11 protein-coding genes and 1 tRNA gene are annotated in these 12,664 nt (G+C 43.1%); 6 read left to right on the forward strand and 6 right to left on the reverse strand.

Annotated elements, in window-relative coordinates:
* Positions 1–37 precede the first annotated feature (37 nt).
* Positions 38–111 (forward strand) — tRNA-Met (locus L6494_RS16265).
* Between the two features lie 181 nt (positions 112–292).
* Here the strand turns inward: L6494_RS16265 and L6494_RS16270 are convergent.
* The gene (locus L6494_RS16270) at positions 293–2,425 is read right to left on the reverse strand and encodes an amylo-alpha-1,6-glucosidase (protein ID WP_237988752.1); all 2,133 of its coding nucleotides are present in this window, start codon (positions 2,423–2,425) and stop codon (positions 293–295) included.
* Between the two features lie 141 nt (positions 2,426–2,566).
* On the opposite strand from L6494_RS16270, the gene L6494_RS16275 reads away from it, so the two are divergent.
* The 4 genes from L6494_RS16275 to L6494_RS16290 all read left to right on the forward strand — a co-directional run bounded on the left by L6494_RS16275 (position 2,567) and on the right by L6494_RS16290 (position 4,818).
* Positions 2,567–3,178 (forward strand): peroxiredoxin, encoded by a 612-nt coding sequence (locus tag L6494_RS16275; RefSeq protein WP_237988753.1) that lies wholly within the window; start codon positions 2,567–2,569, stop codon positions 3,176–3,178.
* Between the two features lie 253 nt (positions 3,179–3,431).
* A complete protein-coding gene (locus tag L6494_RS16280) occupies positions 3,432–3,704 on the forward strand; it encodes a hypothetical protein (protein ID WP_237988754.1) in 273 nt (90 codons plus the stop codon).
* A complete protein-coding gene (locus L6494_RS16285; RefSeq protein ID WP_237988755.1) occupies positions 3,701–4,078 on the forward strand; it encodes a clan AA aspartic protease in 378 nt (125 codons plus the stop codon). The genes L6494_RS16280 and L6494_RS16285 overlap by 4 nt, the downstream gene beginning before the upstream one ends.
* A gap of 197 nt (positions 4,079–4,275) precedes the next feature.
* The gene (locus L6494_RS16290; protein WP_237988756.1) at positions 4,276–4,818 is read left to right on the forward strand and encodes a peroxiredoxin family protein; all 543 of its coding nucleotides are present in this window, start codon (positions 4,276–4,278) and stop codon (positions 4,816–4,818) included.
* 46 nt (positions 4,819–4,864) lie between these two features.
* Here the strand turns inward: L6494_RS16290 and L6494_RS16295 are convergent, their stop codons facing one another.
* The 5 genes from L6494_RS16295 to L6494_RS16315 form a co-directional block, all read right to left on the reverse strand.
* Complete coding sequence (locus L6494_RS16295) at positions 4,865–5,866, reverse strand: DnaJ C-terminal domain-containing protein (RefSeq protein WP_237988757.1); 1,002 nt, start codon at positions 5,864–5,866, stop codon at positions 4,865–4,867.
* 224 nt (positions 5,867–6,090) lie between these two features.
* Entirely contained in the window at positions 6,091–6,675 is a 585-nt protein-coding gene (locus L6494_RS16300) for an AAA family ATPase (protein WP_237988758.1), read from the reverse strand.
* A 519-nt stretch (positions 6,676–7,194) separates the two neighbouring features.
* Positions 7,195–8,484, reverse strand: a complete 1,290-nt coding sequence (locus L6494_RS16305) for a glucose-1-phosphate adenylyltransferase (RefSeq protein WP_237988759.1) — start codon at positions 8,482–8,484, stop codon at positions 7,195–7,197.
* A gap of 173 nt (positions 8,485–8,657) precedes the next feature.
* Positions 8,658–8,936: a hypothetical protein gene (locus L6494_RS16310; protein ID WP_237988760.1), complete on the reverse strand. Its 279-nt coding sequence runs from the start codon at positions 8,934–8,936 to the stop codon at positions 8,658–8,660.
* A 69-nt stretch (positions 8,937–9,005) separates the two neighbouring features.
* The gene (locus L6494_RS16315; RefSeq protein WP_237988761.1) at positions 9,006–10,733 is read right to left on the reverse strand and encodes a S8 family serine peptidase; all 1,728 of its coding nucleotides are present in this window, start codon (positions 10,731–10,733) and stop codon (positions 9,006–9,008) included.
* Positions 10,734–10,973: 240 nt separating this feature from the next.
* On the opposite strand from L6494_RS16315, the gene L6494_RS16320 reads away from it, so the two are divergent.
* On the forward strand, positions 10,974–12,431 hold the full coding sequence (locus tag L6494_RS16320) for a glycoside hydrolase family 13 protein (RefSeq protein WP_237988762.1): 1,458 nt from the start codon (positions 10,974–10,976) through the stop codon (positions 12,429–12,431).
* The last annotated feature ends 233 nt before the right edge of the window (positions 12,432–12,664 follow it).

The raw sequence follows: 12,664 nt of genomic DNA on the forward strand, positions 1-12,664 counted from the left end.
GATTTGTCTGCTACACTAAGAAATGTGTGAAAAACACGGCTCAGTAGCTCAGTTGGTTAGAGCACGGGACTCATAAGCCTGGGGTCGTTGGTTCAACTCCGACCTGAGCCATTTTGTAAGTAATAAGTAAAAAGTTATGAGTGCTGAGTAAGCATCAGATACTGTGTCTGAGCATACCTCATATATCCATGTTTTAGTACCTTGAATAAACTGGGTGTAGGAAGAGATATCTATGGTATCTGAGGAGAAAACTTTACTCATCACTCATCACTCAGCACTCAGCACTTATCACTCATCGCTCATCTATGTGGCGAATAACTTCAGCAATAGACCAAGCTTGTGCTACTGCGCCTCTGGGTTGGTGAGGTTGATCGCCATCAAAAATTTCAGAAATTGAACCAATACAAGCATCATTAAACAAGTGATCTAACAAAGGTTGCCAACTGAAAGGTAGTGGTTGTTCTGGTAAAAAACGCTGCCAAGCACGGATAAAGGGGCCAATTAACCAAGTCCAAACAGTACCTTGGTGGTAAGCGCGATCGCGTGTTTCACTATTACCTACACATTTACCAATATATTGTCGATCTGCTGGGTCAAGAGAGCGAAGACCATAGGGAGTTAGCAAGCGATAGGTAGCTAAATCTAAGACCTGACGACCTTGGGATTCAGAAAAACCGCAATGATGTAAAGACATTGCTAAAACTGCATTGGGGCGAACTTGAGTATTGCGGCGATCGTCAAAATCAATGGTGTCATACAAATAACCCAACTGGGGATTCCAGAATTTTTGTAGAGAAGCTTTTACCTGTTGTGCTTGTTGTGCATAACGCTTTCCTTGATTAGCTAAACGTACAGAATCACCAACTTCTAGCTGACTTAAACGTTCTCCCCATTGACTCATCCAACATAAAGCAGAATACCAGAGAGCATTAATTTCTACAGGTTTACCGGGACGAGGCGTTACAGGTTGTCCCTCCACTAAAGCATCCATCCAAGTTAGGGCGACACTCGGCGCATCCCAACCCAGCAGTCCATCAGTTGCGTCTACCTGGATGTTATAGCGTGTACCACCGATAAATGCTTTATGGATTTGCTGTACGACTGGGAACTGTTCAGCTAAAAATTCCCAATCTTGAGTCGCTTCTAAGTAAAGTCCTAAAGTTTCAATCCACCACAAAGCCGCATCAATGCTGTTGTAGAACGGCTCACTGTCCATATCTGGGAAGGCATTAGGGATTAGACCATGACGACAGTAACGCCCAAAAGTTTGCAGGAGACCTTTAGCTAAATTAAAACGTCCAGGTACTAAAGTCAACCCAGGTAAAGCAATCAAGGTATCTCTTCCCCAATCATTAAACCAGTGATAACCAGCAATCACCGTAGGGCCAGCAATAGAAGCTCGATAAACAATAAATTGATCGCTAGCTTTTAATAATTGTCGCCAGATTGGGGATTGAGCATTATTAATATTGCCAGTCCCCAGTCCCCAGCGATGCACTGAGCTTGTCGAAGTGTCCCCAGTCCCCAGTCCCCTAGTCCCTAAATCCCACCCAAAAATCTGAGATAGTCGTTCTTGTTCTGCTGCTACAGCTTCTGTAAATGTATCGGGAGTTAGAAGGTTCGGCGATTGTTGAGGAAAACCCATCTGGGCTTCTAAAGTTACTGCATCTCCTGGCTTGAGAGTGACTGATAAATAACCGGGACTGAAAAGGTCTTCGCGATCGCATAATCCCCGTTGTGTTTCCTCTGGAAATTCGTAATTCCAGTACCACAAAGGATCTGATCGATATTCTCCTTGTGTCCAACGCAATTGCCAAGGTGTACCAAAGCGTCCAGACGTGATGGCTTGTACACAAACTTGTTGATGGCCAAGCAATTGGGAAAACTGTAAGTCTGAACTACCAGTTTGTTGACCATGAAAATCGCGATCGGCTACTAGTAATCGCAGCCTTAAAACCGCAGTTTCTCTACCTTCGTAACGATATTGAATTAACAAGCGATGGCTCATGGGGACAGAAGGAGGAATAGCGGTTAATTCTCCCCTGCTCCCCTGCTCCCCTGCTCCCCTGCTCCTCTGCCCCTTCTCCATCCCATGAGGCATCACCAATTGCCTGCTTATTTGCCAGTCATTTTTACCCCAAATCCATTTGGGAACTGGGTTAATATCGAAAGAGTGCAGTAGTTTGTAGCCAGTTGGCTCGATATTACCTGTACCCCAGATATTTGTCCCCAGTGCCACAACTTTTCTTGCTACTTCTAAGCTAGCTTCTAGGTGCGAAAACAATAGGGTGCGCCCAGCAGGTGGATTTGTGGCAGCAAATAGCCAACCATGATAAGTCCGCGTGCGGACATCAGCAACAGTCCCACTGGCAAAACTACCCAAGCCATTAGTCAATAACCATTCTCTTGTATCTAAATCAACCATTTGGTACTCAAAATCGTTATGAGTATGATATATTCGTAACAGATCGTAATCAAACTGTGAGTCAGCGTGGATGGGTAAGATTTACCTAACCCCAACTCCAACGCTAGTAAACAGATATAAGTTGAAGGAGATATATAGTAAATGTCCATCACTTACGGAACAGAAGGAAGCCTCCGCGTTGGTCAACAAGCTCCCGATTTTGCAGCAACAGCTGTGGTGGATCAGGAATTTAAGACAATCAAACTTTCCGACTTGAGGGGTAAGTATGTTGTTTTGTTCTTCTACCCCCTAGACTTTACCTTTGTTTGCCCCACTGAGATTACAGCATTTAGCGATCGCTACGAAGAATTTAGTAAACTTAACACTGAAATTCTCGGTGTTTCCGTTGATAGTGAATTCTCTCACCTAGCTTGGATTCAAACCGATCGCAAGTCTGGCGGTGTTGGCGACCTCAACTATCCCCTAGTTTCCGACATCAAAAAAGAAGTTAGTACCGCTTATAACGTTCTCGACCCAGCCGCAGGTATTGCTTTGCGCGGTTTGTTCATCATCGATAAAGATGGTGTCATCCAGCACGCTACCATTAACAACCTAGCTTTTGGTCGTAGCGTTGAAGAAACTCTACGGACATTGCAAGCGATTCAGTATGTTCAATCTCACCCAGATGAAGTTTGCCCTGCTGGTTGGCAACCTGGTGACAAAACCATGAATCCTGACCCAGTGAAGTCGAAAGTTTACTTCTCTGCTGTCTAGAAAGACAGGCTAAGGTGTACACACATTTTTTGCTTGGTGCAAAATGTGGTTTTATCCCCCTTTTCAAGGGGGATTTTGATTTTAGTTCCCTCTTTTTAAGGGGTTAGGGTAGGGTGTTAACTTTGTACCATTTTAGGTGTTCAAAATTCAGGCAAAATATATACCAGTAGTTCTAATAAAGCGGACTACGAACAGCTTTACCACCCTACTAGGTCAGCTAGAATAGTCACTAGATAACCCTGAAATCAAAACTATGACAGTACGACATCCCCGCTACAGTAAAGAGGAATTTGCTCAACGAGGTGATTATCTTTATGAAACCCAGATAAAACCTCAAGTAGAGGCTGGGAATGACGGCAAAATTGTAGTGATCGATCTCGAAACTGGAGACTTTGAAGTTGACAAGAGCGAAATTGCCGCTTGCGATCGCCTTGAAGCCCGTCACCCCGATGCTCAAATTTGGATGATTCGCATTGGCTCACGCCATGTTCGTCGATTTGGTGGACGGATCAAGAGAATCGTATGATCGCTGGAACTGTCAACGTAGATTTTGAGGCGATTATTACCATTTCACTCTGTAGCTCCAGTGGAACTGTTTATACACAAGATGCGATTATAGATACTGGTTTTAATGGTTGGCTCTCACTGCCTCCAGACTTAATCGCTAAATTGAATCTAAGATGGAAAAGACGAGGACGCGCCATTCTCGGAGATGGTAGTGAGTGTATTTTTAATGTGTACGAAGCTATTGTCATTTGGGATGGAAGTTACCTGACAATTCCAATTGACGAAGCCGATTCAGAGCCTCTTGTTGGTATGTCATTGATGGAAGGTTATCAACTTATGGTTCAAGTCTTTGAAGGAGGAAACGTAGAGATCCAAAAAGTAAGAAGTGTCTAACAAATCACTGCGTCCGACCTCATTGTAGGCTACTGGCAAGTCTCTAAAGTTAACAACTCAACTCGATGAGCTTTGCGATCGCCCCACCAACTATCTCAATACCAAACCCTCACTGATAAACACAGATATAATATTAGTGTTAATTGCAGTGTTTATCTGTGGTTTTATAATTTTAATATTTGTAATTTGAATTTTATATGTTAACTTCAACAGATTTTAGCGGCTTGTTTAATGAACGGTTCTTCCGTAATTTTCTACCGATTCCAGCTAGCAATGAACTAAGGTTAGAGATAGGAACACCAGATTTTCAATTGCCAGATATTACCAACGGAACATTAGTTAAATTATCAGATTATCGAGGTAAACAGCCTGTTTTACTTGCCTTTACGCGAATTTTTACAGAAAAGCAATATTGCCCATTTTGCTTTCCTCATATCAAAGCCTTAAATGAAAACTACGAGGAATTTAAACAGCGTAATATAGAAATATTACTAATTACTAGTACCGATGAAAAACAAAGTCAAATAGTTGTCAGAGATTTAGGGTTAAAAATGCCATTACTGAGCGACCCTAGTTGTAGAATATTTCGTACCTATCGAGTAGGACAAGCCCTAGGTGCGCCTTTACCTGCCCAATTTGTATTAGATAAAGACGGAAAACTTCGCTACAAGCATTTATTTTCTTTCTTAGATCACAATGCTAGTATCGAAACTTTACTAGATATTTTTAATCAAAGCTAAAAGGCAAAAGATGTTTATTTCAACCTTTGCCTTTTGACTTTTGATGTTAAAGTTTGACCTGTTGTAAATGACTCCGAGGATCGTAGGTGCGAATAGCCCGGATTTTTTCATAGTATTCCCGTTCTTGCTGGCTCATGTCTTTCGGTGGAACGATCGCCACCTTCACCAACTGATCACCACGTCCACCCTTAGCGAGAGGCCAGCCTTTACCCCGTAAACGCAAGGATTGACCAGAACGCACACCAGCAGGTAACTTCACATTCACACTACCATCGGGTGTAGGTACATCAATTGATGCGCCTAAAGCAGCTTCATCGGGAGTAATCGCCACTTCGCAGACAAGATGATCGCCTTCAATCTGGAAGAATGAATGCGGTTGTAATTCTACCTTTAAATATAAATCCCCCCGTTGTTGAGTCATGGGGTTAAATTGACCTTTACCCCTCACCCGCAGGCGATTACCGGGTTTTGCACCAGGTGGGATACGCACATCTAATGTTTCGTTACCTAAGCTAAAACGCTTTTGAGAACCGGCAAAAGCTTCTGCAAAAGTTAAAGTAATAGCAGCTTCTGTATCTTGTGCGCCACCTGCACTGACATCTTGAAAACCAAAGTCACCAAAGCCACCATAACCGCTCCCAGGTCTACCCCCAGGAGTTCCATAAGAATAGCTTTGTTGTCCACCGCGAGGCGCACCACCACCAAAGCGTCCTAGTAATTCATTGATAAACTCATCAAAATTGCCGTATTGACTGAAGTCAAAGCCACCCATATCGACACCAGCACCGCCGCCAGGGAAGCCACCTTCACCAACTTGTCGCCAATATTGACCAAATTGGTCGTATTTTTTGCGTTTGTCTACATCTGACAAAACTTCGTAAGCTTCGTTAACTTCTTTAAAGCTTGCTTCTGCCTGCTTGTTACCTGGATTAACATCAGGGTGATACTTGCGGGCTAGTTTACGAAAAGCTTGTTTAATGTCTTCTTGACTGGCAGTTTTACTAACTCCCAAAATCGTGTAATAGTCTTTGAAGTCGGTTGCAGCCATCTACCAGCCTCCTGTAAAAATTTCCTTTAAGTTTTTTTCTAAGATCCGAGATTTTATTTTTGCTAGGTATAATGCCAAGCACAAATAATTCTGATTTTAAATTAACAAATAATATAGATAATCAAGTGTGGTTCATCCTCATTGGATCGGCGCGATTACCGTACTTGGGGATTGGGGATTGGGGATTGGGGATTGGGGAAGACAAGGTAGCAGATGCAGAAAAACTAATGACTAATGACTAATTCATCTAGTCCTTCTTCTTGGCTGGGGGGTGCATCGCGGAGTTGGCGGTGCATTCGTAGGATAATTTCTTCTGGGACTTTGCGATCGCGTTTTTTATTTCTTGCCAAACATAGCCAAACAGGAGTTTTCACCCACACCCCTGTAATGTGAGTAAAACCTATGTCACGGACTAGAGTAATAATTTCCCGACGATGGCGGCGTTGAGCATTGGTAGCGTCAAAAATTACTGTTTTATCTGTAGAGATAGCCTGCTGTAATTGTCGTTCAATTTCCCGCCAAATCAGCAGCCAAGACCCTTGAATTGCCTCTGAGCCAAATAATTGCCCCCTGATGGCATCTGTAGAAATTAGCTGCATCAGGGGGCATTCTGCTATTAATTGCTTTGCCAACGTTGACTTACCGCTACCAGGAAGACCAATCAGTAAGATGAGTGATGAGTGCTGAGTTGTGAGTGCTGAGTTGTGAGTGCTGTTAGCGGTAGCGCGGCGTTTAGCCGGTGCTGAGTTGTGAGTAAAGAGTGGTGAGTTAGGAGTCAGGGGTTGAGAGTAATTAGAAATTGCACTCATAAAACCTCACGGTATGCGGGAAACTCAGTCTCTTTAGGGCTGAGAGGGAAGCGACTCGCGCGGTTTTAACCACCTTGAATATTAGAATCATTACCGCCTTGGGGTTACTCTGTTTGACGTGCTTTTGTAATGCACTTTTGACGGGACAATTACCGTTTCAAACTTTTCACCCTGTACGCATAATGTTTTGCTCAATAGAGCCTTCCCTTGCGGGAGTAATGTTAGCTTCTCCCAAGGGGGAGACGCTGCGCGAACGACCTGTTATAAGAGCTTGTTAGGCTTACAACACTGTTCCAGTGACCTTAGAACTGTTTAATTACAAGCGACAGAGCCAGGGACTAGCTACGCATCCACAGGGTGTCGTGACTCAAATAACGGCTACTCGTTTTACCGAGTGGTCTGGTCAGTACGGCTTGCTTGATTACTCTTACAAGCCCAGTCCCTTTAGGGCTGGGTTACTGACTACTAATAACCTCAAACTCATTACTCATTACTCAGCACTCATTACTCAGCACTATTTTAGATAATTGTTCCATCAGTAATAATGGCATTTTTCAGGACAACTACAATACCACTGCGGATGTAGAATCCTTGGGTTTCGCGGTTTGCTTCTTGCACGTTGTCTTTATTGATAATTTTGACATCGTGACCGATGCGGGCGTTTTTATCGATGATTGCACGGCGGATAATTGTATCTGGACCGATACCTACCGGGATATCGCCTTTATCTAGACTGCAATGACGTTCTACAGAAGGTTGATAGAAGTCAGCACCCATGAGTAGAGATTCTTCGATGATACAGCCAGATTCAATCCGCGATCGCACTCCCAAAACTGAGTGTTGAATGCGGCAGTTTTTCAAAATGCAGCCTTCACCAACTATTGATTCTGTGACATGACAGTCTAATAGTTTGGTTGGTGGTAAGTAACGAGCGCGGGTGTAGATTGGGGCTTCTTCATCGTAAAAGCTAAACGGCGGTAATGGTTGCTGTGTCAGGGCTAAATTAGCATCGTAAAAAGCTTCAATTGTCCCAATGTCTTCCCAGTAGTCGTCAAATAAATAAGCCTGAACATTGTGATCTTTTGCAGCATCAGGAATAATTTCCTTGCCAAAATCAGTGCGTTCTAAAGCTTCTTTCAAAAGTTTGATCAAAACATCTTTTTTAAATACATAAATCCCCATCGAGGCGATGTATGGCTGTAATGCGGCTTGTTCTGGGGTCAATCCCAAAATAGTGGTATCGACACGCATTTGAGCTAATTCTTCGCCTTTTGGTTTCTCGCTAAAATCAATCACTCGCCCAGACTGATCAATTTTCATTAAACCGAAATCTGAGGCGCGGCGATCGTCGATGGGAATTACAGATAGTGTAATATCGGCGTTCGTTTCCCGATGACGCTGGATGAATAAGCGATAATCCATCCTGTAGAGGTGATCTCCTGACAAGATCAAAAATTCGTCTACATCCCACTCTTGTAGCATCCATAGATACTGACGCACCGCATCGGCTGTACCTTGAAACCAGTTCGGGTTTTCTGGTGTTTGTTGTGCGGCTAGCACTTCCACAAACCCTTCACTGAAGCCACTAAAATTGTATGTACGCGCGATGTGACGATTAAGGGAAGCTGAGTTAAATTGTGTCAGGACGTATATTTTAAAAATTTCTGAATTTATGCAGTTACTGACAGGGATATCTATTAAACGGTACTTCCCTGCCACTGGTACTGCTGGTTTAGCACGTAGTTTGGTTAACGGGTACAGGCGAGTACCTGCACCACCTCCAAGAATAATTGCTAATACTTTTTTCACAAGATGTCTCCCAACTGCCTTTCAACTCCCACCTACAGTTTAGGACTCTCTGTAGCAACTGGTAAGGGGGGATCAAAGATTATGTCTAATGAATTTTGCTAAACCCTACTTGTGATGTATCTGACTGCCAAAAATATCAAGCAATAGGCTATATTCCAACCGAGGCTGCTAGGTCAAAAGTTCCTACACCTTAAATGTAATTTTTGCGATCGCCTAATCAATCTCACCCAAGGTAGATCCGATAATTGGGCAATTTGATCAGGTGATAGCGTTGCTGTGAATACATCCTTTTCACTCCTGACATCACTCACACCCAGATTTTCTAACACAGCAGTTGCAGTAGAATCTAAATTATTTTCGGTATAGATAAATACTACTAAACTTACTAAATTAGGATCTAAAACCTCATCCAGTGCTAAAACCAAGCTAGCATCTAGTTTTTGGTAGTTCATAAGGGAAGGTGACAGGGGACAGGTGACAGGTGACAGGGAAAAATTTTGCTTTGTCTCTCCATCTCTAAGTTACAGATTGTCTGTATCAATCAATCCAAAACCCCATTTGTGATCAAATGTACCGGGAGATTTGCCGGGGATAGAACTATTTTGGCGTAGTAGGTCTTTTATCGTAGATGGGTCTAACTTGGGGTCGCGCTGTAATAATAATGCGATTAATCCAGTGATAAATGGTGCAGCCATACTTGTACCGGACATGGCGACAAATTGGGAATTAATCGTCATGGAGCGATCGCTATTAAAATGACTAGAAAGTGTAGAGACAATCATTGCACCAGGTGCGGCTATATCTGGCTTGGGGGCTTGATTTCTCAAAGGGCCTTCACTACTAAATTCGGAAATAGTGTTTAATTCTAAACCCATTTCGCGGATGTGGCGATCGATATCTTCGTACTTAACCTTAGTAGTGTAAGCTGCCACTGTCACTGCATTACTAGCACAGCCAGGAGAACCGATTTTTACTGCATCCTTAACGCTTTTACCAGTAAAAAACACCGATAAGGTATCATCTAGCGTCCACACGTCAAGTATGGTATCTGATGCTGAGGTGTTACGGACTCGTAATTGCCAGACACCCCCTTGCACAAGGGATCTACCCCTACCACGAATCTGCACAAAAAAATGATAATCCCCATTAGACGGGTCGCGGTCTGGTGTGACAAGTTCTACTTGAGAATCTGGTAAGTCATAACTTTGGGAAGGATTACCATCAGTAATAATTTTTTGGTAAGGAGTGACAAAACCGTTAGGACTCCGCACAGATACCTCTAATTGACCAGAACTCGTATACCAAGCATTTAACCAAACCATACCGATTTGATTCAGAGGTACATTAAAACGCATACCCCGGCTGCGTCCACTGGGAATATTAGCTTGACCATGAATATTATCATTCCCCTCATTCCCAGCCGCACAGCAAACAATTCTACCTATCCCAGATTCAGCATTGATAATTTGGGATAGAGAATCACTACCATCGTGAGCATCAGCGTGACCACCAACGCTAAGATTGACCACAGCCGCTCGTCCAAACTCACCAGCCACTCGGAAAATATAACGGATAGCATCAGCAATGTGAGCATCCTGCAAATCAGACTTGATAATTACTAACTCCGCCTCTGGTGCAACACCACTATAGACAGCATCAGCACCCGCAGCAATCCCTGCAACATGAGTACCGTGACCTTCCGTATCTTGAGAAACACAAAGCTGTTCGCCTATAAATTCCGCACCGTAACGACCCTCATTTACCCCTCCGCCTGGCAAAGTTTGATCCCAAATCCTTAAAATCCGTCCAGCAAAAGCAGGGTGTTTGGCATCAATACCAGTATCAATAATGCCAATAATTACCCCTTTACCAGTGAGTCCAGTTCTATTGACAAAACTCGACAGTTTAATAGCTTGGAGTGCAACATCCATCCGTAGTTTAAGTTTACGTGATGGCTTAATGCGCTCAATTGCAGATTCTGCCGCTAAAACTGCTAAACTTTCTAGAGGTAAAAAAGCCGTCCGTACACTACCAGAATTTTGATTTATTTCAATACCATATTGCGAAAGATGACTCAAATCTGCATCAGCATCACAATAAATAAAAACCAGACTCTTAGTAGGTTTCATAAAACTTCTAGGAGCAATTATCCCCAGCGATCGCCCGTGTGTAATTAACGCCAACTCCCCTTCCCGTTGAAAATCATCCCAAGCCAACAACAGACCAGGAGAAAGCTTTTCGTATCTCATTTGACCTCAATTTTCAGGCGAAATATATTTAAGTCATACCTTAATCATTAACATCAACTTAATAGGTCAACCCGAAAATAAAACCTAATTTTAATCCCCCCAAATAACTCCTCCTCCTCCCCTTCCTCCTCCTCTCTGCGCCTCTGCGTGAAATAAATATTAAAAATTCTCTACCACAAGTAAGAACCACAAATATGTAACTTAAAGTCAAAATACTACTGAACAAATAAAGAAAAATTCATGCAAATTCAAACACCAGATTGGGTCAAACACGCCATCTTCTACCAAATTTTCCCCGACAGATTCGCCAGAAGTAACCAACCCCACAAACGCCTGCTACGTGAAGCACGTTGGGAAGATTGGGAAGCAATGCCCACACTGCAAGGTTACAAAGGCGGTGATTTATGGGGAATTATAGAGCAATTAGACTACATTCAAGACCTAGGCATTAACGCCATTTATTTCACACCCATATTTCAATCTGCCAGTAATCATCGCTATCACACCCATGATTATTATCAAGTAGACCCCATGTTAGGAGGTAATTCAGCCTTTAAAGAATTACTAGATGCAGCCCACCAAAGAAATATTAAAGTTGTTCTTGATGGAGTATTTAATCATGCCAGCCGAGGATTTTTCTTTTTTCATGACATTTTAGAAAATGGCCCTCATTCCCCGTGGCTGAATTGGTTCAAAATTGAAGGCTGGCCGCTTGCAGCATACACCGGAGAGTTACCCGCCAACTACGTAGGTTGGGCAAATAACCGCGCCTTGCCCGTATTCAACCACGACAACCCAGAAGTTCGGGAATATATCATGGAAATTGCCGAATATTGGATAAAATTCGGCATCGACGGCTGGCGGTTAGATGTACCCTTTGAAATTAAAACCCCTGGTTTTTGGCAAGAATTTCGCGATCGCGTCAAAGCCATTAACCCCGATGCTTATATTGTGGGGGAAGTGTGGGGAGATTCCCGCGAATGGCTAGATGGTACACAATTTGACGGCGTGATGAATTATTTATTTGCTGGGCCGACCATTGCCTTTGCAGCAGGCGATCGCGTAGTCTTAGAACAAGTCCAAGGTCGCGACTATCAACCATACCCGCCCTTATTTGCAGCCGAGTACGCCGCCAAAATTGAAGAACTACTGCAACTTTACCCCTGGGAAATTCAGCTAACCCAACTCAATTTACTCGCCAGTCACGACACAGCAAGATTAATTACCATTGGTGGTGACGATAAAGCCAGCGTAGAACTAGCCACCCTATTGCTACTAACCTTTCCTGGTGCGCCTAGTATTTATTATGGTGATGAAGTTGGTTTACCGGGAAAACTAGATCCCGATTCCCGTCGAGGGTTTCCCTTAGAAGCGAACTGGGATAAAGATATTTATGATACTCACCGCCAATTAATCGCTTTACGTCATACCTATCCAGCTTTACGCATAGGTGATTATAAAGTTATCTCCGCACAGGGAGCATTATACATTTTTGCCCGTACTTTAGGGACAGAAGAATTAATTATCGCTGTGAATGTCGGTACAGCATCAACACAAACTGATATAGATGTTACGAATTTGCAGACTCAACCCAACCAACTGTTATACGGTAAAGCAGAATTTAACTGGCATAGTCAAGGAGAAACAAAACAACTATCCTTAAATCTTCCCCCACGTAGTGCTTGCATCCTAGGTTGAGGGTAGTAGGGGGACATTGGGCAGAAAAAATTCAAAATTCAAAATCTTGCCCTCGAACGAAGTGAAGGGTCAAAATTCAAAAAATATCCAAAATGTAGGGTGCGTCAGTGCGATAGAACCTAACTATACCCAGAAATTATTCATACTGACGCACCCTACCAAACCGTCAATTTCGGATAATTTATTTTCTGGTCTTGCCTAACGGTTAAAAGTGTTGATGAGAGAAGATTCTC

Source organism: Nostoc sp. UHCC 0870 (assembly GCF_022063185.1).
Lineage (GTDB): Bacteria > Cyanobacteriota > Cyanobacteriia > Cyanobacteriales > Nostocaceae > Trichormus.